Annotated in this window: 28 protein-coding genes; 13 read left to right on the top strand and 15 right to left on the bottom strand. The window is 58.3% G+C overall.

Annotation, left to right across the window (positions count from 1 at the left end):
* Positions 1 to 84: 84 nt before the first annotated feature.
* Positions 85 to 723, bottom strand: coding sequence for a hypothetical protein (locus TSA1_RS27505; protein ID WP_100179081.1), 639 nt, complete (start codon positions 721 to 723; stop codon positions 85 to 87).
* Between the two features lie 44 nt (positions 724 to 767).
* Between TSA1_RS27505 and TSA1_RS27500 the strand changes: the two genes are divergently transcribed.
* Positions 768 to 1,268: a hypothetical protein gene (locus TSA1_RS27500; protein WP_100179080.1), complete on the top strand. Its 501-nt coding sequence runs from the start codon at positions 768 to 770 to the stop codon at positions 1,266 to 1,268.
* Positions 1,269 to 1,622: 354 nt separating this feature from the next.
* On the opposite strand, the gene TSA1_RS27495 is transcribed toward TSA1_RS27500, so the two are convergent.
* The 4 genes from TSA1_RS27495 to TSA1_RS27480 all read right to left on the bottom strand — a co-directional run bounded on the left by TSA1_RS27495 (position 1,623) and on the right by TSA1_RS27480 (position 4,448).
* On the bottom strand, positions 1,623 to 1,805 hold the full coding sequence (locus tag TSA1_RS27495) for a hypothetical protein (RefSeq protein WP_100179079.1): 183 nt from the start codon (positions 1,803 to 1,805) through the stop codon (positions 1,623 to 1,625).
* A 15-nt stretch (positions 1,806 to 1,820) separates the two neighbouring features.
* Positions 1,821 to 2,165: a KTSC domain-containing protein gene (locus TSA1_RS27490; RefSeq protein WP_245448427.1), complete on the bottom strand. Its 345-nt coding sequence runs from the start codon at positions 2,163 to 2,165 to the stop codon at positions 1,821 to 1,823.
* A gap of 86 nt (positions 2,166 to 2,251) precedes the next feature.
* Positions 2,252 to 3,736 (bottom strand): tetratricopeptide repeat protein, encoded by a 1,485-nt coding sequence (locus tag TSA1_RS27485; RefSeq protein WP_100179078.1) that lies wholly within the window; start codon positions 3,734 to 3,736, stop codon positions 2,252 to 2,254.
* 130 nt (positions 3,737 to 3,866) lie between these two features.
* Complete coding sequence (locus TSA1_RS27480) at positions 3,867 to 4,448, bottom strand: DUF6998 domain-containing protein (RefSeq protein ID WP_100179077.1); 582 nt, start codon at positions 4,446 to 4,448, stop codon at positions 3,867 to 3,869.
* A 28-nt stretch (positions 4,449 to 4,476) separates the two neighbouring features.
* On the opposite strand from TSA1_RS27480, the gene TSA1_RS27475 reads away from it, so the two are divergent.
* The 3 genes from TSA1_RS27475 (at position 4,477) to TSA1_RS40745 (ending at position 6,261) form a co-directional block, all read left to right on the top strand.
* Positions 4,477 to 5,139 carry a recombinase family protein gene (locus TSA1_RS27475; RefSeq protein ID WP_430649778.1) on the top strand — a complete coding sequence of 221 codons (663 nt, stop codon included), beginning with the start codon at positions 4,477 to 4,479 and terminating at the stop codon, positions 5,137 to 5,139.
* On the top strand, positions 5,136 to 5,360 hold the full coding sequence (locus TSA1_RS27470; RefSeq protein ID WP_100179075.1) for a WGR domain-containing protein: 225 nt from the start codon (positions 5,136 to 5,138) through the stop codon (positions 5,358 to 5,360). Before TSA1_RS27475 ends, TSA1_RS27470 begins: the two co-directional genes overlap by 4 nt.
* Before the next feature lie 268 nt (positions 5,361 to 5,628).
* Positions 5,629 to 6,261: a hypothetical protein gene (locus TSA1_RS40745; protein WP_245448426.1), complete on the top strand. Its 633-nt coding sequence runs from the start codon at positions 5,629 to 5,631 to the stop codon at positions 6,259 to 6,261.
* A gap of 75 nt (positions 6,262 to 6,336) precedes the next feature.
* On the opposite strand, the gene TSA1_RS27460 is transcribed toward TSA1_RS40745, so the two are convergent.
* Positions 6,337 to 6,984 carry a hypothetical protein gene (locus TSA1_RS27460; RefSeq protein ID WP_100179074.1) on the bottom strand — a complete coding sequence of 216 codons (648 nt, stop codon included), beginning with the start codon at positions 6,982 to 6,984 and terminating at the stop codon, positions 6,337 to 6,339.
* Positions 6,985 to 7,380: 396 nt separating this feature from the next.
* Here TSA1_RS27460 and TSA1_RS27455 point away from each other — a divergent pair, with 396 nt between their 5' ends.
* Both TSA1_RS27455 and TSA1_RS27450 read left to right on the top strand, forming a co-directional pair.
* Entirely contained in the window at positions 7,381 to 7,677 is a 297-nt protein-coding gene (locus TSA1_RS27455; protein WP_100179073.1) for a nucleotidyltransferase family protein, read from the top strand.
* The gene (locus TSA1_RS27450; RefSeq protein ID WP_100179072.1) at positions 7,677 to 8,039 is read left to right on the top strand and encodes a HepT-like ribonuclease domain-containing protein; all 363 of its coding nucleotides are present in this window, start codon (positions 7,677 to 7,679) and stop codon (positions 8,037 to 8,039) included. Before TSA1_RS27455 ends, TSA1_RS27450 begins: the two co-directional genes overlap by 1 nt.
* Here the strand turns inward: TSA1_RS27450 and TSA1_RS27445 are convergent, their stop codons facing one another.
* From TSA1_RS27445 to TSA1_RS27435, 3 genes are read right to left on the bottom strand one after another with little or no spacing between them, the layout of a single operon-like run.
* Positions 8,040 to 9,038: a hypothetical protein gene (locus TSA1_RS27445; RefSeq protein WP_100179071.1), complete on the bottom strand. Its 999-nt coding sequence runs from the start codon at positions 9,036 to 9,038 to the stop codon at positions 8,040 to 8,042.
* A gap of 48 nt (positions 9,039 to 9,086) precedes the next feature.
* Entirely contained in the window at positions 9,087 to 10,559 is a 1,473-nt protein-coding gene (locus TSA1_RS27440; protein ID WP_100179070.1) for a UvrD-helicase domain-containing protein, read from the bottom strand.
* Entirely contained in the window at positions 10,549 to 12,312 is a 1,764-nt protein-coding gene (locus tag TSA1_RS27435; protein ID WP_100179069.1) for an ATP-dependent nuclease, read from the bottom strand. The genes TSA1_RS27440 and TSA1_RS27435 overlap by 11 nt, the downstream gene beginning before the upstream one ends.
* A 103-nt stretch (positions 12,313 to 12,415) precedes the next feature.
* Between TSA1_RS27435 and TSA1_RS27430 the strand changes: the two genes are divergently transcribed.
* From TSA1_RS27430 to TSA1_RS27420, 3 genes are all read left to right on the top strand, one after another.
* On the top strand, positions 12,416 to 12,649 hold the full coding sequence (locus TSA1_RS27430) for a hypothetical protein (protein ID WP_100179068.1): 234 nt from the start codon (positions 12,416 to 12,418) through the stop codon (positions 12,647 to 12,649).
* A complete protein-coding gene (locus tag TSA1_RS27425) occupies positions 12,646 to 12,897 on the top strand; it encodes a hypothetical protein (RefSeq protein ID WP_100179067.1) in 252 nt (83 codons plus the stop codon). The genes TSA1_RS27430 and TSA1_RS27425 overlap by 4 nt, the downstream gene beginning before the upstream one ends.
* Before the next feature lie 162 nt (positions 12,898 to 13,059).
* On the top strand, positions 13,060 to 13,749 hold the full coding sequence (locus TSA1_RS27420) for an HNH endonuclease (protein ID WP_100179066.1): 690 nt from the start codon (positions 13,060 to 13,062) through the stop codon (positions 13,747 to 13,749).
* Positions 13,750 to 13,833: 84 nt separating this feature from the next.
* Here the strand turns inward: TSA1_RS27420 and TSA1_RS27415 are convergent, their stop codons facing one another.
* Together TSA1_RS27415 and TSA1_RS27410 are read right to left on the bottom strand one after the other, a co-directional pair.
* A complete protein-coding gene (locus TSA1_RS27415; RefSeq protein ID WP_100179065.1) occupies positions 13,834 to 14,304 on the bottom strand; it encodes a DUF4411 family protein in 471 nt (156 codons plus the stop codon).
* 6 nt (positions 14,305 to 14,310) lie between these two features.
* The gene (locus TSA1_RS27410; protein WP_100179064.1) at positions 14,311 to 15,483 is read right to left on the bottom strand and encodes an ImmA/IrrE family metallo-endopeptidase; all 1,173 of its coding nucleotides are present in this window, start codon (positions 15,481 to 15,483) and stop codon (positions 14,311 to 14,313) included.
* A gap of 343 nt (positions 15,484 to 15,826) precedes the next feature.
* Here TSA1_RS27410 and TSA1_RS27405 point away from each other — a divergent pair, with 343 nt between their 5' ends.
* Positions 15,827 to 16,519, top strand: a complete 693-nt coding sequence (locus TSA1_RS27405; RefSeq protein ID WP_100179063.1) for a helix-turn-helix domain-containing protein — start codon at positions 15,827 to 15,829, stop codon at positions 16,517 to 16,519.
* Here the strand turns inward: TSA1_RS27405 and TSA1_RS27400 are convergent.
* Both TSA1_RS27400 and TSA1_RS27395 read right to left on the bottom strand, forming a co-directional pair.
* The gene (locus tag TSA1_RS27400) at positions 16,516 to 17,367 is read right to left on the bottom strand and encodes a hypothetical protein (protein WP_100181361.1); all 852 of its coding nucleotides are present in this window, start codon (positions 17,365 to 17,367) and stop codon (positions 16,516 to 16,518) included. The genes TSA1_RS27405 and TSA1_RS27400 overlap by 4 nt on opposite strands.
* 99 nt (positions 17,368 to 17,466) lie before the next feature.
* Entirely contained in the window at positions 17,467 to 18,015 is a 549-nt protein-coding gene (locus TSA1_RS27395) for a hypothetical protein (protein ID WP_100179062.1), read from the bottom strand.
* Between the two features lie 319 nt (positions 18,016 to 18,334).
* Here TSA1_RS27395 and TSA1_RS27390 point away from each other — a divergent pair, with 319 nt between their 5' ends.
* On the top strand, positions 18,335 to 18,673 hold the full coding sequence (locus tag TSA1_RS27390) for a DUF3768 domain-containing protein (protein ID WP_100179061.1): 339 nt from the start codon (positions 18,335 to 18,337) through the stop codon (positions 18,671 to 18,673).
* Positions 18,674 to 18,884: 211 nt separating this feature from the next.
* On the top strand, positions 18,885 to 19,244 hold the full coding sequence (locus TSA1_RS27385; RefSeq protein ID WP_100179060.1) for a hypothetical protein: 360 nt from the start codon (positions 18,885 to 18,887) through the stop codon (positions 19,242 to 19,244).
* Between the two features lie 197 nt (positions 19,245 to 19,441).
* Here the strand turns inward: TSA1_RS27385 and TSA1_RS27380 are convergent, their stop codons facing one another.
* Positions 19,442 to 20,218, bottom strand: coding sequence for an FtsK/SpoIIIE domain-containing protein (locus tag TSA1_RS27380; RefSeq protein WP_100179059.1), 777 nt, complete (start codon positions 20,216 to 20,218; stop codon positions 19,442 to 19,444).
* A gap of 796 nt (positions 20,219 to 21,014) precedes the next feature.
* Positions 21,015 to 21,803 carry an enoyl-CoA hydratase/isomerase family protein gene (locus TSA1_RS27375; protein WP_100179058.1) on the bottom strand — a complete coding sequence of 263 codons (789 nt, stop codon included), beginning with the start codon at positions 21,801 to 21,803 and terminating at the stop codon, positions 21,015 to 21,017.
* A gap of 128 nt (positions 21,804 to 21,931) precedes the next feature.
* On the opposite strand from TSA1_RS27375, the gene TSA1_RS27370 reads away from it, so the two are divergent.
* On the top strand, positions 21,932 to 22,648 hold the full coding sequence (locus tag TSA1_RS27370; RefSeq protein WP_100179057.1) for a TetR/AcrR family transcriptional regulator: 717 nt from the start codon (positions 21,932 to 21,934) through the stop codon (positions 22,646 to 22,648).
* Positions 22,649 to 22,759 lie beyond the last annotated feature (111 nt).

The following is a 22,759-nucleotide window of genomic DNA, read 5'->3' as shown; positions in this document are numbered from 1 at the left end:
AGCCGCCTCAAGGCGGCGAGACGAGGGCCCGACATCGTCAAGCCGGGCCAACCCGGTCACTCAGCAGCTTGAAATGTGCCGGCCCTAGACGTAGCGGCGGGCCATCCGTTCGATGTCCTCGCGGATCTTGCCTCGCCGCATATGGCCGCTACGCGTCGTTTGTGGCGCGAACAGCGCCTTGCCATACCGCCGCCCGGACTCAAGCCCCCAGAAGTTCGCGGCCCTCATGCAGACGACCATCCGGTCGCCCAGCTCAGCCTGCGGAAACAGGATTGACTGCGCCCAATCGAGCATCGCCCGGCTGGAGGGAAGGGCCGCGAGGATATGGTGATCAGTGAAGGTGCGGGAGTGATAGGCGCCGATGTTGGCGATGGCGACCTTTTCGTTGACGACGTCCGGTGCGCCCAGCCAGGCCAGTCGCTCTTTGCGCCACCTTGCGGCCTCCGGATGATGATCCGTGAACCCAAGCCGCCCGGTCCGCTGTTTGACATACCGCTCCTGGCCTTCTTTCGATCTGGCGACGCGAACGTCGGTTTCCGAAAAGCCAGGCGACAGGTAAAGCAACACGACGGGCGCGGTTCGCAGCTTTCCGCCGAAATTCGACGGCAGGCAACGCAGGTCGAACCCGTGCGAGTCGTTGAGGCGCGCAAAGACAGGGCGGTCGAGCGGATGGATCGTTTCGGCCTTGCCGATGATCGACCAGAACTTGAAGATGTCCGTCATGGAAATCCTTACTTAACACCGAAGCGAGCAATTGGGCGGGGGCGATGATTGAAGACGTAGATCTTTCACCAAGAGACCGCGCTCTTTATGAGAAATTGCACGCCTCACACGGCGACCTGGGCATCGCGAGTTCTTGCGCCCACTATATCCTCAAGAAGGGTTGGCACACCCTGTCGTTCTTGCGGCGGGGAAGCGTGCCACTTCAACAGACCGCTTTTACGACGACGATGATCGTCGCCTATGCCCGTCCGTTTGCCGGAGGGCGCGGAAAAGGCATCAGTTTCCCGGAGAGACTGTTGCAATACGATCCCGGGCAAACCGCCTTCCATAAACGGCTGCTCAAGCTAAGAAGCCAGGAATACGCTCACACCGACGCCTCAACGATTTCGGTGCGGCCGCTGAAGGGCAGCGTTGTCACCGATATCCAGTCGATCCGTGATATCTCGTTCTCGCCGGACGAATTGAAGCTTCTAATTGACATGACGCAGGGCGTGTCGGGCCGGATTCGGCAGCGGCTCGATGACATACGCCGCAGCGGAAGCTAGGGCAGGGCAGCCGAAGCTGCCCCGCGACCTGGAATCAAGAACCCAGGCTTAGGATGAAAAGGATCAGGTAACCCAAGGTCACCAGACCGTAAGCAAACGCGTGCACGTTTACCTCCTTTGGTCAGAGAGATTTGGGCCCCAAATCAGGGGAGACGATCACCGATCGTTCCGATTATTTAGCCAGACGCAGATCTTTGACCGTCCGGATTCGGCAGACTTTTACGGAAATATTTTTTGCCGCAGGTACCAGAAAGCCCGGTGACGCAGCATAAATAGCGCGTTTGTGCGGTCGTAGCCGTTGGCGAACCGGAGGCTCACGACCTGGCACGAAGCTGGCGGGGTATCTGCGGCCGACTACTTGCTCGGCTCGTCTTTCTCTTCCCAGGTGACCTGGGCAACCGCCAGCACCTTGCCTACGATCTTCGGGTCCGATTGCGCGGCAACCGCATCATTGGCTGTTTTGTGGATGCGTCCACTCGGATATTTGATGCCTTCTTTGTTGATGAAGATGTTGGTGAAGCCGGTGAAAACTGTCATGGCGCTTCCTGTCTGTCAGTATTTGGGGAGCCGGTGGGTGCGGCAATCGAACGGGCCGTCCATGCCCGTGCCCTTGATGTTGGCGTTGTAGAATTTGCCCATTGAGGGGGCGTTGAGGAAAGCCTCAAACGACGCGGAAGGCATCTCGCAATAGGGATGATAGACCGACCTCAGCTGCACGACCATGAACTGCTGGGCCTTGTCATAGCAGGCGCGGTTGATGAAGCTGCTGCGGGTGATGTCCGTGCAGGCGAGGGGCGCCAGATCGAGCTTGCCGTAGTATTTGACGTCAATGGTTTCAGCCGCCGCCCAGGTCGTGCCGGCGACGAGCGCATTGACCACTGAAATGAACCGCAGCACCTGAAGCTCCTGTGTTCTTGGCGGCTGTTCTTACAACATGTACCGCCGGTTGCGGGGGGCGCGCAAGTAAGTAAGCGAGGTCCTCGCTAGCGAGTGCCTCTGCGAAGCTGTGCCGCCGCATCAAGGTCCTGCCGTGCCAGTGAGCTTTCGCCGAGCTGCGCGCGGCACCGACCACGTTGTTCATACATATTCGCGATGAACTCCGACGAGGCCAAAGGCGAAGCTGCAGCTATACTCTTGCCAAAATCGGCGACGGCCTCGGTATACCGCTCAAGCTTCATTAAGATTGCCGCGCGCGTTCCATAAAGGCCTGGTGGTCCTTTAGGGTGGTATGCTTCGGCCGCATTCAGATCATCAAGCGCCAGCTCCAGATCTCCGAATTCATGGTGCGCGTCTGCCCGAGCCATGAGCGCCATGAACTGATCTTCGCGGTCTCCAGTCTGTATCGCCCCAGCAAAGTCCGCTAGCGCGTTCGCCTTTCCGGCTTCCCCAGTACGTTGCCATAGCAAACCACGACAATAGTACGAGCTTGAGGCCTTGTGGCCTCTTTCGATTGCCATGCCGTAGTCCGCGATGGAGGCCGCATTTTCGTCCTTGGCAGATAGAAGGCCGGCGCGCTGGAAATATCCCTCTGCAAACTCAGGATCGATTTCAATCGCCCGTGTGTAGTCTTCCACGGCCCTGTCGAGGTCTCCAAGCTTCTTCCCGCGATTGTAATACGAATTGCTCCACGCGATGCCTCGGTGGAAGTAGATGTCACGGTCATTTGGCGAGATACGGAGCGCCGCAGAAAACGCGCTGATAGCGCTGTCGAGCTTTTGCTCACGAATGGCCTTGTGACCCTGTTCGAGAAGTCGATCTATGGGATCTCGACTATGATCTTCCTCATCTGTCTGACTGTTCAGGCTGCTCTCAAAACGCTTTATATCCCAGTTGGACCGCAGATAGTTGACGGTCGAGCCTTTGCTCAGAACAAATGTCCTATCGTTGCTGATCGTGATCATAAAGCCGCTCGATTCGGCACGAAGCAGGATCTTGATTGATTCTTCGGTGCAGGTTTCTCCGCTCGCGGTTTGCCTGAATTGCTCCGCGTGATACTTCTCCCGTAGCCTAGATATCTCCCTGCGCAACATGCCGACAATCAGCAGGTTGTCCTTGTCGATCGCCTTCGCCAGCTGATGGGAGACAGCCGACATTGCACGGCCTATCTCGTCGAGGGAGTAGCCTCTTTTGGAAAATGAATCGGCAAAATCTGCGAGCCGATCAATCGCGATGTCGGTATGCTGCCGTGGCAGCTCAGGGACGCCAACGTCCATTATTGCTGAACCTAGCGAGCCAAGCGCCTTCTGTTCTTCTTCGAGCTGACGGCTTAACCGGTTGATCTCTTGCGCGAGCCCTTGAGCGCCCTTGCCTTCCGTTGAAAATGAACTCCCAAGCCCCAGCATCGGCAAGGTAATTGCCAGATAGCTGATACCCGCCGACTCCTGTATCTGAACGACGCGGCTCTTCAGCTCCGGAATAAGTTCATTGTCGACGCTTTTCTTGGGCTTGTTTCCAAAGAGACCAAACACCGGCCCGCCCCCGTCAATGCCAAAAGGTTAGCTTATCATGCTGCAACTAGGCCGGGAATGGCCTTTTGCCCTGGCTTCCGGTCTTCTCCGCAAGCTGGCCGTTGCACAAATCAAAGCAGGTGCGACAGGGCTAGATTGGTTCGTCTGTGCCGAGCGCTTCAGTTGCCGCGGGCAGAGGACCGTTGACGACGTATCCGGCTTTGGCAATTTTTTGCAACGCGGAGATCGCCACCATATGCTTATTATCGCGGGCGGAGTAGCGCGCTACGCTCCTCACCAGCGCAAAGTCACCGTAGTAAATTTCCGTCCAATCGCCGGTTAGGTCGATTTTCAAGCAAAGCAGCATATCCGCTTCGCCACGAAAGCCGATTTGGGATGCAGCGAAGTTTGCCTTCACTTGCACCTTTTTGCCATCCGGCGCCACGGCGTCGTAGCCGTTCGCGCCACGCGAGGCTTGCTGAAGGCCGTACACCTCAGTCGCAATAAACTCACCGTAGTCGCCCAACAAATTGCCGAGACCGGCCCATTTGAACTGAGGGGCGAGCGACTTCAAGGTTCGCTGCGAAGCAAAGAGAGAGGCCAACACGCCCTTCATGGCTTCGATTCGCTGCTCTTTGCTGATCATGTTCAAAACTATGCGTGGATTAGAGGCAATATCAAGCGTGCTTTTAGGGTGCACCCGAATGCCACAGTGCTCGCCTTCAAAGAACATGTGTCACTAGGGTTCGTTTCGGATTTTCTTGACACGTGAGGCATCGGCTCTCAGACTTCCTGCCACGAAAAGAAAGCGTAGGAGTTTGACGGGACAGGTTGTCGGTTATGTACGGGTGAGCACACTCGACCAGAAGACCGATCGTCAGCTCGTCGACATACCCCTTCAACGTACCTTCACCGATCACGCCTCTGGCAAGGACACCGATCGCCCCGCACTGGCACAGATGGTGGCTCATGTGCGGGAAGGGGACACGGTCGTGGTCCACTCCATGGACCGGCTCGCCCGCAACCTCGAAGATCTTCGCCGCCTGGTCAGAGAGCTCACCGGCAAGGGCGTTCAAGTCCAGTTTCTCAAGGAGAGCCTCACGTTCACGGCAGAGGCCTCGCCGCTGTCCCAGCTCTTGCTCAACGTCATGGGCTCCTTTGCGGAGTTTGAGCGGGCTCTCATCCGCGAGCGGCAGCGGGAAGGCATCACGTTTGCCAAGACCAGGGGCGTCTACACGGGTCGACGGCGTTCGTTAAATGCAGAACAGGTGCGCGAACTTGTCAGGAGCGTCCGGGAGGGTGCCAAGAAGGTTGCCATGGCGCGAAAGTTCGGCGTCAGCCGCGAAACCGTTCATCGCTATTTGCGCGCGGCCCAGGCTTCTACGCACGTCCCTGATAAACAAGAAGAGGAGAAAACCGCATGACCGCCATCATGCTCACCCGCATCGACAACCACCGCAACCTGGCGCGGTTCTACAAGCTAGACATCCAGCCGACGCTGTTTGGCGAATGCTCGCTGGTTAGGGAATGGGGGCGTATCGGCCGCGCTGGCACGGTTCGCATCGAAACGTATCGGAGCCGGGGTGCTGCCGACATCGCTATGGCCTCGAACTGGACGAAGAAGCTCAAGAGAGGCTATCGCTAGGCCTCGAACAATCCGGGGTTGGCCGATGGGCGAGGCGAGACGAAAACGAGAAGCGGTTCTGAACGGCCCCTGTCCATGCGGCTCGGCGAAGGTCGCGCGCCTTTGTTGCTTCAATGGCAAGGAGTGGCACAAGCCCGCCTGCACTCTCGGGCCGAAGTCGCTTCCACCGTCGTCGAGTGTGGCCAAGTGCTACATGAAGGAGTTGGGATCTTGTGTCGCCCCCATCTCGGGCGAACACATTATCTCGGAGTCGGTAATACGAGTTCTGATGGGAGACGGTGAGTTCTCGATTGGAGGCCTGCCGTGGCTTGCGCCAGACGAGGAGAAGATACTGGCGCCCCAGAGCCTGCGAACGAACTGCCTATGCACCAAGCACAACAGCACGCTGCATCCGCTCGACAACGCAGCGCGCTACTTCTTTGCGTCGCTGAAATCATATCTCGAACGCGAAGAGGGGATGAGGCACGCCCTTGTTTCGGGGCATGACGTTGAGCGCTGGCTTCTAAAGACCGCCAAAGCCGCCGCCGTCTCAAAGAATCTCGCGAGGGGCCGAACACCCCTTTCCGGCGCGTTCTCGTGGGATTCAGCGATACTCGACATGCTCGACGACCCGCGCCATTGGCCGGAGGGTGCTGGACTGTATTGCACCATGAACGCGGGCGACCGGATGTCGAATCATCCGCGCTTCCAATTGCAGCCCCTTACAAACGCTCAAGAAGACATCGAAGCGGTGGCCTTGAACATCCTGGGCCTGGGCTTCGTGTTGTTGCTCGAACCACTTGATGTCGACAAATATCCCTTCTTGCGAGGGGCAAACTATCGGCCAGGAAGAATCATCATATCGTACCCGACCTCGACCAGCTGGCTCACGATGAGCTGGGAAGACGGGAGGACGCATTAGGCGTTGACGGTGCAGTTTGTGCGAACCGTGCCGTGAGCTAGGCCGGCACAATAATCAAGCAGCCGTACCAGCCGCTCAGTCTGGCGCGGGACCTTTCGGCCAAACCCAGTCGTGGCCGGTTTTTGCCTTGAGCCTGGCGAGCAGCTTTTCTATCTTTTCGACGGTCATCACGTCGAGGAATTTGGCCAAATCTTGCCACTCTGGGGCGCCTCCAACTTGGAATTCGAGCGTGAGATTAAACCCGACAATAAAGCGCTTGTCCTCAAGCCCGATCTCCATCGCGTTCGAGATAGAGCGATGACCGTCGTTATGAGCGAACCTCTTGTTCCTCATATCGATGATCTGATCATGGGCTCGCCGGAGTTTCTCCGGAAGGATGTCGCGAGCGAACCCGCTGCCGATTCCACCCTGATGCAGGCGCACGTAGGTCACGACGAATGCCGTCGTGAGCATGTCGAGTTCCAGAAAGGCCTTCATGTCGGCCGCGAATTTGTACTCCGACAGGCGTTCCGCCGCATACTTCAGTGCCACCAACGAGGTGAACGAGTTCGATATCCTGATGAGTTGCGACAGTTCCTTATCGACAGATTCAAGGACGGCACGTCCGTCGTCCGCCATAGCCTGGAAATGGTTCCGCCACTCTTCGGGAAGAAACTGAATCGCCTCTTCGGGCAGTGAGTAGTATTCAGGCTCTTCCTCGGTTTCGATCGGATCGTTTTGCACTTTGCTCCTTTACCCGCTGGGCTATGCCGACACATTGAGATGTAAATAACCGTCTGCGCCGAGATTGACCAGGAATGCATCCCCTATTGCGGTAGACGTAAGTAAGAGATTGCACTTGCCTTCCCTAGAATACACCACCGGCTGGGCTGCACCATTCCGGCCGCCCACGTGGGTCAACAGGAACCTCCCGACGCGCGCCGCTGCGTAAGCCGTGAGTGCACTCCGCGGCAGCGCGCGGGTCCCTCCTATTGACTACGGGGACGGCCTCATCGCGGCCAATAGCATTTGCGATTTTACGACGATGCGTGTCGCGCAAGTCAGCACCGCGACCGCAATGAGGGAAGATGTCAGCAGGCGCTTTTGCCGTCATCCATATCTCTGTGGTATTGCACGCGCATGCAGACGACAGAAGTCATTTCGCGCCTGAGGGCTATAGAACCGCAGTTGCGGGCCTTTGGCGTGGACGGACTATACCTGTTTGGCTCTTATGCCAGAAACGAAGCAGGCCCCGATTCCGACGTCGACGTATTTATCGATCGGGCCCCCGGCACCGAGCTGGATCTCGACGCCTTCATGGGCGCCTACGACCTCCTAAAGGCGGCACTGCCGGTCAACGTCGACTACGGTACCCGGACGGGTCTCTCCAAGTTCATCCGGGAAGATGTTGAACGCGAGGCCATCCGCGTTTTCTGATGGCGCCCAGCAAAACGCCCGTTATCCGTCTTTTGCACATTATCGATGAAGCCGAGGCCATAAGCCGCGCGCTTGTTGGGATATCGAGCTTGAGCTTTCAGGATTCTTGGGTGCTGCAGCGGGCCGTGGAGCATGGATTGCTCATCATCTCGGAGGCCACCAAGACCCTGCCTGCCGGACTGAAGGAAGCCGCACCGGATATTGCCTGGCGTAAGATCGAAACCCTGGGCAACTTCCTGCGACACGAATATCGGGATGTCGATCCGGATCTGATCTGGAACATCACGCAAGAAAACCTGCCAGGGCTATTGGAAGCTGCACGCAGGCTCGCTGAACGATTGCGCGAACCTGAGCCAGTTTGATCACTTGCCACGTGCACGATCAATCAGCATGTCGATCTCCCGTTCAGCCGCCGCCTCCGACTCGTCGATGGCTTCGCGAAGATCCTGTGTCGACGCCATAAAGGACTGATACGTCGATAATGCAGCGTGCGGGTTTTTCCCGGCGCGCAGACGCCTTGCCTGTGCTCTCCAGGATTCGATGGGATCAGATCGAAATTTGTGAGGATAGTTGGATCGGAGAAACTCGATAAACTGGTGCATATTGCCGTTCCAGCTGCGTTCCGCAGCAAAGGCCCGACCTTCCTTCGAGAAAGCGAGGCGCCAAGCCTGGGTATCGAGAACAGCAACGTCGCGCGTCGTCTCCTGTCCTTCGTAAGCGCCGCGCGCGATGATGCCGATCCCGACGTCCTGCTGCTCGATGACGTCATTTATTTCATCGGCCAGAGAGGCGATCGTTTGACGAGGATCGTGATTGCATGCCTCACGGAGCACTTTACAACCGTTCGAGAAGTCGTCGAATCCCACCGAAAAGAATGGGTCGCCCTTGAAATACTTCTTCGACCGTTCTGGCAATTTCTGGTTTGAACCCCAGCCCAGGCGTTTTGGCCTGTACGAACTCAGATAGCCGCACGCGACATCAAAATAGAACGGCGCGAGCGCCGGCAGGAGCTTTTCGTGTTTGAGGCCGACATGGTAAACCTCATTCCGATAGCCGTGCATGGTCGTAATGGTCTGCGCGATCTCGTCTGACAGGCCGCCCGCGATCTTCGCGAATTTAACTTTCGCATCGAAATTGCGCCCCAGCGCGTTATCCAATGCCGTCTGATGCTTATATGTCTCCTTCTGCCAGGCGTACATTTTGAGATTCGACGCCTTGTCCTTTGCAATTTGATGAAGGATCAGTTCGACGGCATTGTCCGTAAGCATCATGCCAAATCGGGCGTAGTGAACGTCTCCCTTGGAGAGTTGCTCCAGCGCGAGATCGAGCTGTTCGATGACTGAAGCGAAAAATGGAAGCATCAGAGCGGCGCCTGCGCTGGCGGGTTGAAGGGGCGGTGGAGGGACGGATTATTCATGTCCTTGGCCCCGTTTGCTTACATTTTGCTGCGGCGTCGCCTTTACGATCAATGTTGGTGTGGCCGAGACTACAGTAATTGTCCGCGAAGCACGGGTGAGCGCGACATACAGGTCGTTGCGGCTCAGCTTCTCCGGCGCAACGATAACGGCGTGGTCAAATTGAAGGCCCTTTACCAGGAGTGTGCTCCCGACAGACCGCCGCGCCAGGCGCCGCCCGGCGTGCCGCATCTTGTTCTGAACATGCCAAGCGGCCTCTGCGAGAGTTGAATGCTCTCCACGGACCACCAGCCTGAGGGTATTCTGCACGGCTGATAGCAATTCTCTTCGGAAGGCGACCACGCCGGACTGCCGGCGTAAGCACTCCAGGAGACTGAGCACGTGGGCGAGTTCGTTTGATGCGAGTAGATCAAGCGCCGCGCGCTCGGATTCGGTGATCTTATTTCTCGGCTTCCATCCCCCCGCCAGGCGGACCACGCGGCGCTCGAAGGCGGCTCTCGCCAAGCCCGACATTGCACCGGCCGCGAGATCAAGGACCGCAGTAAGCCGATCCCGTGCCGTACATACGTCAATTTCCGCAAGGAAGCTGCCCAGGGTCTGACAAGCTACAGGTTCGATTGCGGAGCATTTCAGCTTTGCCGCCAGTGATCCGCGGATAAGCTCGCTGGCCTTATCGCCGATCACGATCAGCGTCTCTTCGCCTCGAAGCTTGACCGAACGTCCTGCCGACATATTCGCCTTAAGTAGATCTTGCTTGGTCAACGACTGCGGAATGACGCGTGACACGCATCTCGGCGCCGCGGCCAGGTCGACGCGGTTTAGCTGTTCCAGCTGGTCACGGATGCCGATGAGCCAGCACCCGAGCTTGTCGTTCTTTACCCGCTTCCATCGCCAAGGCTCTTTGAGCGCGCCGATCTGTGGAAAGTCAGTGGTGACGGCCTTCCAATCTGCTAGCTGTTCATTGCGAAAGCCGAAGATGGCCTGCAGCGGATCGCCAAATATGCAAGTCGGTAGATGCTGCGACAGCGCGAGGATCAAAGCGTGCTGCTCGGCCGTGCAGTCCTGATATTCGTCTACGAGCACCCGTTGGTAAGATGCTTTTAGAACGCCTGTGACGAATCCGCCGCGAATCAGTTGCGTGGCAGCGGCGTATACGGCCGGCCAATCCTCACCACGCGGCTCGCGCGTTGCGAGACCTGACCTCCGTGGGAAGGCTGCTGCAAATCTCAATGACCAGCCGGCAATCGTCTCCAGGTCCGTGTGATGAAGGCTGACGTCTTTCTCTTTCATCCGCTGACGCAGTGAATCCACGCCAGCCAGGGTATGTGTGAGCACAAGGCATTTGGCCGGGCCGCCCGCGGCCTTCACCACGTCAGCAATGCAATCGGTCTTGCCGCAGCCGGCGGGCGCAACGACGGACCCGAGCCTCGAACTCAGAACCGCGTCGACGATAGGCTCATTGCTCACGATCTACCCAAGCCCGAATTTCAGCGATTGTCTCCGGAAACTTGCCCTTCAGCTCGTCGAGATGCGGTCCGACATGCTTACGTCCGATCCACTCGGCATGGCTGATGTCCTTGAACCACCCGCGCTCGCCTGGTTTGCCCTTCGATTTTGTGAGTTCACCCATGGCAATGCGGAGTTCGGAATCATCCGCAGCCTTCTGGACTTCCGCGACCGATTTAAAACGCTTTTTAGAATACTTGCTGGAGAGACGGTCGAGGAACGATTGATCGCTATCCTGAATGGCCGCTGCGGCCTTGATGAGTGTGGCTACCGCATCGGTCGGAAGATCCCGGAAAAGGTGATCCTCCGTCGCGTGGCCTGGGGCCCAGCGGAAGATCGTCACTCCCGCTGAGGTGAGTTCGTTGAGAATCTTAGCGTCCTTTGGCTCGCAGTCGTTGTCGAGCAGGAGGCCGACCCGATAGCCGAGCGCGTGGAAGTAGCCGGCGATGACCGGTGCCTTGTCGACGCCGCCGCCGGACACCGGCACGATCCCGGCGGTGGAGAACGGCAGGTGCCCCTTGCCGACCCAGTAGTCGTCGAGACCCCTGACAAGCCCAACCTCAGTCTTTCCTTCACAGACCAGAATGGCCGGCGCCAGATAGGCCTGCGGGTTGGCTCGTGGCTGGCTTTGGGCATCGAGTCCCGGATAGGGCGTGTTGGCAGGGACGACTATTGTGATCCCTGTTCGAGGGTCACGTCTGACGACATTCAGCTCGGCAATACTTAACTCCTGAAGCACCACCGGCGAATGCGTCGTCATAAACACCTGGGCTTTGGTAGTGCCGCCTGCTCTTTCTTCCTTCAATTGTCGCAACAGCCTCGATATGCGGTGAGGTTCAAGCCCGTGTTCAACCTCGTCAATTAGCGCCACCGACGCCCTGGCACGGGCGTAATCCTGCAGCGCGGCCGTAAACAACCGTGACGATCCCACGCCAAGCCGGCGAAGGGGCAGATTGCCATCGTGTAGCGAAATGCCGCCACCCGACAGTCCCATGGCCTGGACGTCAAGCATCGCGTGCAACGCGTCACCGACCGGCACGCCCAGCAGCCGCGCCGCTTGTTTGACCTCTTCAATGGTCTCCGCGAATAAGGTCTTCGAGTCCCGCGAGAACTCTTGGCGCGCGACCCGGCCTGCCTCTGCCATCAGGCCACGGGAAGCCGCTGGCCCCTTCGTGATCCGGTTGAGAACCGATTGACGGCCCCAGGCCAGGTGCCGGTCCGCGTAGGGGCCTAGTCGGCTTGGGGCGATGTCCTGGCGATCTTGAAAGGCTAATGCGCGTGAACTCTGGTCGCCTTGCGCTACCCGTTGATTGAAAAGCGTCCACTCCGCTTCAAGGGTGTGGTCCCCAGTGAGCCTTATGGACAGCACATCCTCGAGCCCACGCGCTTCATCAGGCTCATCCTCCAGTCGTTTGGCGGTATCGTCCCACCCTCGCAGGTAATGACCGTACCGATCCTCCTTCAGGAATTCCGTGGGGAGATCGCCGATGGTGACTGTGATCGCGATCGGGTTGGCTTTTGGGTCAACAGCGTAAAAATCGGTGTCGTCGAAGGTGACGCTGTTGCGCGGAGCAAATGCCAGCTCAATGGCATCGAGAACAGTCGTTTTCCCCGAATCGCCCGGACCCACCAAGCAATTGGTGCCCGGTGCCGGATGCCAAGAGAGCTGCTTGATTCCTCTAAAATTGACTACCTCGACGTGGACGATTCGCAAGCCGTACCTCCCCCTGCCGCGAAGAGGCTACCATGGAGCCGCAACTAGTGGTAGCCGGTGAGGCCTAAGCCCGCGTCAGGACGTCCTCGAGAGAGTCCATCACATGCAGACCAACAACGACGATCGGGAGGCAATGCGCATTCCGATAGCTTCCCTTTACAAGCACTGGATCACTGCCGACTCTGTGAAGGCTCGCATGCACCTGGAAATCACAATTCCAGAAGACATGCCGCCGCAGTTGGCCGCAGAAGGCCAGAAATGGTCCCAAGTGCAGACCATGGCCGTTTTCTACGGTTGTTCTACGTCGTCATCGAGGGATATCGCGAACTTCGATTGAAAGATGAGGCCATAGATGCGCTGCTTGGTGCAAACAACTACGAAGCTCGTCTCCGTCGATTTCGCAATGCGGTCTTCCACTACCAGGAAGATCCCTTTGACAAGCGCTTGATCGAGTTTCTTGATGCCGAGGACAGCGAGCACTGGGGCAAGGCGCTCTATGAGGCGTTTGAGAAGTTTTTCGAGAAGGTGCTCCCGATCAGACAGATAGTCGAGCGGCTCCGCAGCCCGGAGGCGGATAAAGCCTGACCAATTGTCGAGAGTGTCTAACCATCGTAAACGCTTCTGTCGGCGGAATCGGGCTACGTCTGCGGGAACGCAAGTCAAACCTAAACCGCCGAGACCCCGAAGGCTCGGCGTCTACGTTCTCCCAGCGTGATCCACCAACAACGAAGAAGTCGACATAGCCAGATGCCCACGCGAAAGCAACTATCTCGCCCGGAACGCTTCGGACTCTGGAAGGCTTGGGATGGTTGCTGCGCCTGGTGCGCCGAGAAAGTCGTATTTAAAGACGTTCAGATCGACCACCTGATCCCGCTGGACGCTGTAGCTTCGGATGAAACGCGCGAGGAGATAGTCAGTCGATATTCCCTTCCAGCCGATTTCGATTTTTCGGGTCTTGAGAACCTGGTTCCCTCATGCTCCAGGTGCAATCGCCTGAAATCGAGCCAGGTCTTTGAACCTTCGCCTGCCCTTATCCTCTTTATTTCGTCCGTTCGCCTCAAGGCCGGCCTGGCGCGGCACATCGCGAACGCGTTCAACGCCGATGAGAAGAAAGAAAAGCTACTGGCGAAGGTCGAGGCCGCCATGCACAGGGGTGACATAACCGAGTCGGACATTACCGAGCTTCTTGCTTCGCTGCCTGTGCTCGTCAGAAAGGCCGCGGTCGCACAGCCGGATGTGTACCTCCAGATCGCCCCTGGTTGGGAAGTGGTCGAGCAGCGCGGTCATCTCGTCACGGTTAGGGCATCAAGCGGTCGAACCGGTATCACGTCGACATCCGGTCATGCGAGCTGGATCTGTCCGTCCTGCGGACAAAATGGCCCGTGGAACGGCGTGATCTGTTTATCTTGCGGCAGGATGAGCGATCCCGGTGATTAAAAGCGAGGCGGCGTTATCTTGTTGGAAATGTCGAAATTGAACTGCCGACGGCGAGATACCAAGACTACTGGCGTTCAATCCAGATTAACCTAGCACCCAATCCTCTTCGTCGATCAGCTGCATGAGGTTCAGCCAGTCGACCTTCATCGCGTTGCAAACACCAGGAATCTTCGCGAGGCTGCCGGGGCCGGTTTCTTCGGTGATGACGGTGTAGTTGTTGACCTTGGCGAGCGCGATGACGAACGGGTCGGCCTGGAATTTTTCCTTACCAGCCGATATGAGGCCCGTGTAGGTGTTGACGATGTGATCCACCTGTTGCTGCACCAGTTCATCCGGTGCAATGAACATCGTTTCTCGCGGCTTTAGCCAGCCGTGCAGCTCTTCAGAGCGTTGCTTGTTGCATTCGCGGAGCACCAGTGTCGACGAGACCATTCGACCGTCTGTCACCAGCTGGTCCAGTTGCTCCCACAGTTTGGGAAAGCGATTGGGCTTGTAGCGCTCGTACCAGGCGGCGATCAGCGCGCTTGTATCGATGCAATAGATCTTTTTCGGCATGCCGGCTTAGCCCGTCATGCCAAAGGCCGCCTTTTCCATCACGGGAACGGTAGCAACCTTCATGTTCAAAAGACCTGCGACATCGCGCAGTGTGAAATATCGATCGTGATAGCCCTGAAAAATCAGCCGCGTGAAGCTCCGGCCGAGCTGGCTCAGCACCACGTAGTGGTACTTGGGGCCGCCTTCAGACGGTTCTTTCTTCTCGTCGAGCTGGGCATAGATCTTCTGGAATTCGGCGCGCTTGCTGTCATAGAAGGCCTGCGTCGTGCGGCCGAGCGTCAACAGGCGACGCAGCACGGCTTCCTGACTCACGCCGAACCGTAACGCGAGAGCGTCCAACTCATCATCCCGCCAGCTCTTCTGGCTGCCTTTTTGCGTGACCAGTTTTTCACTTAAAAGCCAGTCGCGCGGCATCAAAGCCGCGGCAGCCACGGCGTTGCAGAATTTCTCGACATCGGGGTGCGGAGCATCGTTCCGGTCACCGCCCATGTTGCTCACGCCGCTTTGGCGTAGCGCAAGATGGCAGAACTCGTGAAGAAGTGTGAACACGCGGCCGTTGCCGCGATCCTTGCCGTTGATGAGGATGACGGGCATCTTCTGCTCGGCCAGCGCGGTACCGCGCATCTCGCGGATTTTCAGCCGTGGGACCACGAAGACCAGCACGTCTTTGGCTTCGATCGCCATTCGCCAGCCATCGAACGCCTTGCGACCGAAGCGCTGTTGCTTGGCTTCGTTCACATCGAGGTACTTCCGGATCTCGCCACCAAACTCCTCGACATCACTCTTTAGGGTCGCTTTGAGGTCAAAAGTCTGGACCGGTTCGCCAAGTTCGTCGCGGACCGTCATCGCAATCTCGCGCCGCTCTCTGGCCAAGCGAATGCTGTAAGTCAGCTGCGGAGAAAAGCCTTCTTCGACGCCCGGAAGCCGGCGGAAATCCTGGATCGGCTGCCAGCCCTTCGGCGGTGCCTTGAGATAGAACAGGCTGACCGGACGCTTGTAGAGGTCGGCGATATCGAGGAGCTTGGCAAAGGTCGGCGTCTCATCGCCCTTTTCAAGCGCGCTCAAACGCTCGACATCAAGGTGAAGACGGCGTGCGGCCTCGTCCGGGCTAAACCCGGCTTGCTCCCGCGTCCATGCAAGCATGGCCGGGTTGATCAAGGCCTTTACACTCTTCGCCATCTTCGTGCTTCCCCGGCAAGATTCTACCCCGACCGTCAAGGGGCGGGCAGAACTTTCAGCAGTACCGGGCTAAAAAATCGTTCAGGTGTGCTCGCGCCGCCGCCCTTACCGGCAGGACGAATGCGAAGGGCTGCGCTGCTCGCCGAGACCCTTGCCGGTCGAGATAAGTCCTCCAGCACCCCGGTCAATAGGTGGAAGGTGGGATGAGTCAAAATCACCACGCAATTTCAATGAATTAGTGACCGCGGCGACGCGTGGACGGAAATCTGGCGGTGTACTGTCGGCATTCTGCCGTGTTCGGCTTGGCGGCGCAGGCCTATGCTTCGGAACATAGGAGGACGACATGACCACGACCGTACTTGATCCAAAGCTACTCGGCTTCTGGGCCCGCTGTGTCCGTGAGGCGCAGCACCTGTCCCAGGAGGCCCTGGCCGCCAATGCGTCGGTTAACATCAGGACGATCCAGCGCTTCGAGGCCGGCCAGCCTATCAACGTCATGTCGCGCCGGGCCGTGGCGAAGGCGCTCGGATATAAGAACCCCGACACGTTCGAGGACCCGCAGTTCATCACCGGTGTATTGTCGTTTTTCGATGGGCTCAAGGACCTGCAGCAGAAGGGCCTTGATGACCAGCACCCGGACCATGTGCGGATCGACGCGCAGCCGCTGGTCACCGGCGACGCGGCCGCCCATTTTGCCGGCGTCGTCAACGCCGTGTCGTTCACGATCGACCCGGCTCTGACCGACGAGACCAAACAGGTCGCTGCCAGCTTCTGCGACTATGTCCAGGATCTGATGGACGTGGATGATTTTCCGGTTTCCAGCCGCCTTGGCTTCGCGAAGGATCTTGATGGCGTCCTGCAGGAGCTGCGCGGACTGGGTGCCAACGTCTATTCGGCCACCCGTGATCGCAAGTTTCGAGGAGCCGACTGGGGGGACAAACCCTCGTGGGAGATGACGGTAGGCTACCTCGCCATTGTTCCGGCCGACCGCGAGCTCACCCAACTCTATATTCCGCGCCGGATGAAGCTCGCCTAGCGCGAATCTCTCAGGTTGTCGTACTCGTCCAGGAGGAAGTGCAGGTAGCTGCGGATCAGATTGCAGAACAGGCGGGCCTCATGGGCCGAAAGCTCAGACTCGGCCGACAGCGTTGCCCCGTGCCGGACACCACCGCCCGTGGGCGAGGAAAGATAGCCATGGAGGGTTTTCATCCAGCCGATGGCCTGCTCTGCGACTTGGCCCTTGCGGTGGGTACGCAGCTCATCCGCGATCTTGTTGAAATACTTCCCCTGGATCGTGCCATCGCCAACGGGAATGCCCTGAAACGCCGTCGACACCGTCTCCAGCAGCCAAAGGATCTCCTGCACGGCCGCGCGGTTCTTCCCAGCCGTTAAATATTCCTCGGCTTGCTTCGTGGATTGCTGGATTTTATCGAGCGCCTGCGCGTCCAGCGATGGCGGCAGGATCTCCATCGCGACCGGCGAGGGTGCATTGCGAGCGATCAGCTGGGGCGGGTTCAGCTCGTAGCCGGCCTCGTGGGTGCCCAGCACATAGTTGATCATCGCCGTATCAGGCACTACCAGCTCCGGGTTCTGGTTCTTGATGGCCTGGCCAGCGTCGAAGAACGCTTCGATGAACATCGGCGCGTTGTCCCCAGCCTCACGCATGTAATCGTCGAGATCGCTTTCAGCCCAGCTCAGTGAGGAGCTCTGGTGCGCGGGGCGGCCCGCCGCATCCGCAAAGTAGCGCTTGTAGTGCTCGATAATTGGCTGACGCTGGCCGTATTGGCCCGCAACCCGCTTGATCAGGACGGCGAATTCATCGATCACGCCCCTGGCGATTTTGCCAGGAGATCTAAAGCGCCAGGAGGGGTCGAAATTCAGCACCGTTCTGCTCCGCGCCGCTGGGTAGGATGTCGATTTGCCACGCATCGTCGCGAGGCGCGTCGTAAAATCGCATTTGTGCTTTTGCGACGCTACTGAATATTACCGGTGCGCGGCGTTCAGCAGCTCCAAGAACTGCGTGTCGGGAAAGCAGACGATATTGGCGAACATATCGTCGTGGGCCTTCTCGATCTCTCGCAGTTTCGCCGCATAGGCGCAAATGCGCTGGATCTTGTTGATATAAGCCGCGGGGCCAATCATCACGCCGATAGAGCCGAGCAAGCTGGCGTTGGTGATGCCACCCAGGATGTGTTTTGACGAGGTCGAGTACTCAAGCTCAATGGCCAGCAGGCAACGGGGGTTCGGGTTGTAGTAGAACCCGCCATGGTTCTGACGGGTGACCTCGTTTCTCAGGTGGAGCAGCAACGGATGTTGCCCATAGCGGTCGATGCTCTCCAGGTCCGCATCCTTACGCTCACGCGTGACATTGAATGGCCCAACGGCAATATCCAGCCGTGGAGCATAGAGCGTTCGGCCGAACACGTCGTCGGTCGCATCCGAGCGGACGCTCCATTCAGATTTCACCAGGTCCCGAGGAAACACAGCACCCAGGGCATTCTTGATCGCCGCCTGGACTTCCTTCGCGCCCACAGGTCTTCCCCCATCCGATGCCAGTCTGTGGCAGCATTTGCCGTGCGTAAAGCCGAATCCTCACCAGAAGTTGGGTCAGGGCCGCGGAACGCTCGCTACTGCTACACATCCACTCTATTGGTTCGAGCTTAGCTTCCCCATTGAAGATCTGCACCACCCGGCCGGCAAGGTCGGGTGAATAGGTCTGCAGCGCAACCCGTCAAGGCATCCACGCGGCTTTGCACGCGGAGCCTCCTTGACTGGTCGCTCAGGCCTGCTGCCCTCGGATTCTCCCGACCGGCCGCGATGGCGCAGCCGATAACCAACGGGAGAAACTCAAATGCTCAACGACACCAACACCGCAACAATCCGCAGCCTCAACGATGGCTTCAGGCGCAACCTCGTGTTTGGCGGCACCGTCCTGCTTACCCAGGGCGTAACCTGCCTCGAACCGGATCGTCTGGCCGAGCTGCTCGAAGCGGTGCGTACGTTTGACAGCTTCACGCCCGATAACGACCCGCACGGCGAGCACGATTTCGGCGCCATCGACCAGAATGCCGTCCGCTATTTCTGGAAGATCGACTATTACGATCTGTCCAAGAAAGCTTACTCGCCTGATCCGGCCAACTCGACCGTTACCCAGCGCGTGATGACGATCATGCGGGCCGACGAATACTAGGAGGCGCCGACATGACCAAGAGCGACGAAGCGACGTTGCGCTCGTGTCACCAACAGAAAGCCCCGCTCGACAACGGGGCAAAGCCACCATAGCACAAGAGGGGGATGGGTATCTAAGGAAAACAGTCGGCGCATGCGTTCGGCCGCGCTGCGGCCTCCGCAAGCGCCCGACAATCCCCTGGGTACAATAGAAACCAACGAAAGCACATTCCATGGCCTCGACAGCATGGCTCTCCACCATCACCATCAACACCGATAGCGCATCACTGCGACGCATGCGCGGCTCTCTCCGGCGCGACGATACCGTTGTGCCGTTCCGCGACAGTGACGTCATCGCCAAGTACATCAACCACGTCCTCGACAGTAATGGCGCCTGGGACGGCATTGACGCAGGCATAACCGTTACCCGGGCCAAGCCCGTGCGACAGCCGTGGCAGAAGGGCCTGCAACAAGAACTACAGCCCTTGCTGGCCGAGTTCTCCCCTAAGCGCCGCCGCCAGCTCAACGGGCTCGCCTGTTGTGCCTTCGGCGCCCTGATACTGCTCGCCTGCTTTGTCACGTTCGCGCTTTGACATGCAGATCCGATTGCCCGACTACCCTGCTGCTTACCCAGCACGAAGGGTGCCGGTCTTTGCATCGCAGCTCTTGCCCACGGGCAAACGGCCTGTGATGTTACATAGGTATCTTAGGAAAAGAGAGCGGCTGCTGCGCGCGGGCCGCTGGCGCGGCCCGTGCTCGCATCCGCTGGCGTGTCCTGCTCTCCCTTTGGTCAAAGCAACTCTACCCCAGGCACGATGTGTGCCTGCACACGACGCAGAGCGCCGGTCCTGGTGTCGTAATAGTAGAACCGGCCATCAGGCAGCTCGGTCGGCCGTTCACTCAGCCGCTCGTAATCGTCCCCGATGTCCAGCATGGACCGCGCCATCAGGCTGCTGCCGCAACGCAGCACCAGCCTGCACCCGAGGAGATTCCGCAGGGCGCTTGGTATCGCGTCGTCCGTAGCTTTCTGAACCGCTATTACGATGATGATGCCGTAGGCGCGCGCGCGCCGGGCAAGACTCAGCAGGTTGGTCATCAGCCGCTTCGCCTTGGACTTATCCTCCCGTTCGGTCGCCGCGTCGATCGCGGTTTGCAGTTCAGTGAATTCGTCGACTATCAGCGCGACGCGACCACCCCGCCACAGCTGCCAGCGGTTTGCCCGCATGACCGCGGAGCGCTCGCGGGCGAGCTCGGCGAGCCGGTCAACGACCGTCACCACGTCGTCGAACTCCCACACCACCGTGGCCTTGCCGTTCTCCCGGTAGCGGTCGAACTCCACGCCGTCCTTGAGGTCTGCCAGGATCACCTCTTCGAAGTCCGGCAGCGCCAGCATTTGTGCGCATAGCAGATGAAGCAGAATCGATTTGCCTGCACCCGAGACGCCACAAATCAGCGTGTGCTGCAGGTGCTTCAGCTCCACCTTGAAGAGGTCGCCGGTTTTTACCTCCGTACCAAGAATAAGACCGCCAGGAGCCACGACAGTAAAAGGTATGGGTCCTGACAGCAACTTGAGCCGGGCTTCCTCTTTTGCGGCGGCAACCTTTTGTTCGGCTTACCTCTCTTTGCGCGGGAAAGGTGCACCGCATCGATCGGCCGTAGTTGATCTCACTATATTGCTCGCCGCTACTTCCCCGTACCCATCGTGAGCCGTTAAGCATGCGTCGTTCAAGGAAGATGCCGACGATGACGAGAGGTGCGATCGCGGCCGTCGACGGCGCGGCCGCTGACGACCGGCTGACGCCTCCGCCAGCTTGAATCGCGGACCTTCGCTCGGCAGCGTCTTCACGTCGGTGCTGGTGAGCAATGCGGCCAAGAAATATTCATTTCAACGCCGGACCAGCGAGAGGACAAAGGCGGTGACCCGGAATCATCGATGACGAAAAGGTTCGGTCGCAAATGGAGTCAGATGGAGGACTAATCCAGAGAACCGATAAATGGGGTCAGTCCGCTAACTGATTAGCTTTGGTCGCACACGGAGTCAGTTCTTCGACTGATAAGGTTTCTAACAAAACGGAGTCAGTTCGCGGACTGATAAGGAAAACAGCGAAACCTTATCGGTCGAAAGTTCAACTGCTGAAATCGATCCGAGTCAGGAGCAGCGCTGGGCAGCGCCTGCTAGTTTGCTCAACCGGGGGGCACCGGGGAGCCAGAAGAACTTTTGGATCACCAAAGAAAAAGCCGGGATCCATCAGATCCCGGCAAGTCAGGAGGAAACGCCGCTGACGCGACTTCCATCTTTCGCTTGGAGCAGATACTCGTTCGCCCGCAGATGGCGTGCGGTATCGAAAGCGTCGAGGAAGGCGCTACCCTGACCCCAATCGCGTCAAGAGCGTCTTCAAGCGATCCTTATGTTCGTCCCTGGTGAAAAGGAATGTCTGCAGATAAACCTCATAACTCAAGCAAGTCTGCAGATCCGCATCCTCACCCCGGTTGATTGCGAGTTTAGTGACTGCGGCAGCTCGACGCGGTGACGCAGCTGTCACGCTCTGGGCAATTTCAAGGGCTCGATCTATCAGCCGGTCTGGCGGGGTGACCTCGATAAGAAGGCCAGCCTTGTAAGCCTCGTCAGCTGAGACTGTTGCGCCCGTCAAAAGCCAGTGACGTGCCCTCGCGGCGCCTACCAGCTTCGGCAGAAAATAGGCGCAACCCATATCGTTGGCACCCGCACCGACGCGACCGAAAGCAAAGAAGTAAGTCGCTTGGTCGCTTCCAATTGCGATATCGCAAGCTAACGCGAGCGCCGCACCGCCTCCGACTGCAGGACCATTGAGCGCTGCGACGACTGGCAGGTCCAGGTCCCGAAGACGCTGCACAACCTTGCTAAATCCACGGATATTTCGAAGTTGAATCTCTGAATCGATCCCGTCGATGCTTACGACTTCGCCTAATTGAGCTCCAGAGCAGAACACGGATCCTGCCCCGGTCAAAACGATCACGCTGACGCTATCATCGCGCTCGAGTTCGTCTAACAGATCAAGCAGACTTGCGGCGAAGGAGAGCGAGAGTGGATTTCGGGCTTGTGGACGATTGAGGGTTATCAGCGCTACGCCCGCCCGCCGATCGCAAGTAATTTCGGAGGTATCAGCCTTCATCGGAAGCCATCATTGCATGTGTCAAATCATTCTACTGAATGATTGATAGGTTAATAGATTGCGCATAAGGTGTTTGCAAGGGCCGTATTGGCGAAAATCTACCGGTGATGTTAGAGGGGTGTTAGGCGGTGGCAGATCTTGCGCAAGGTGGCTCGGTGAGAAGTAAGGAAGGCGGCACGACCACAAGCAAGCAGGACAAGAGGGTCGGAAAGATCAGGCGATCAGAACAAACTCGTCGCCGAATCCTCGATGCTGCAGCTTTGTGGCTCAATAAGAAGGGCTTGGCCGAGACAAGTCTCCAAGATCTCGCAGACGAAGTCGGTTTACAAACGGCCAGCCTATATTACCACTTCCCCTCGAAGGATGCGCTGATCGAAGAGGTCCTGCACAAGGGCATCGAGATCGTGTACGAGGACGTGCGCCGCGCGCTCGACGCGCTGGAGCCTTCAGCAAGCTACCGTGAGCGAGTTAGAGTGGCGATCGCAGCCCACCTGTCGAGCCTACTTGAGCATGGCGACTACACCTCGGCCAACATTCGGAACTTTCCGCTCGTGCCGGAGAATCTGCGAGAGAAAAATCTTTCGATTCGGCGTCAGTATGGCGACTATTGGCGTCAGTTGCTTCAAGATGCGCAAAAGGCGGGTGAAGTCGCGCCAAACGTCGATCTGTCCCTCGTCCGCCTATTTCTCGTTGGCGCAATGAACTGGTCGACTGAATGGTTCAATCCTCGTAAGAAATCTATCGACGCGATCGCCGATATGATCTGTAGTATGATATTTGACGGAATCGGCCCCAAAGAGCAGAGGCCTTCCGATGGCGGCCAGAAGCGCGTCACTCGTCGATAACGCGCATTGCCTCGGGTGAACTGAGGTCCTCTGATTTTAGGACGGCATTGGTGTGACGTGCCTCTAGCGGGGACGCTTGCGCCGTCCGGATTTGCCAGCTGCAAGGGCCTC

Origin of the sequence: Bradyrhizobium nitroreducens, from assembly GCF_002776695.1 — a bacterium.
In the GTDB taxonomy this organism is placed as follows: domain Bacteria; phylum Pseudomonadota; class Alphaproteobacteria; order Rhizobiales; family Xanthobacteraceae; genus Bradyrhizobium; species Bradyrhizobium nitroreducens.
This window is presented reverse-complemented; position numbering and strand designations above follow the sequence as displayed.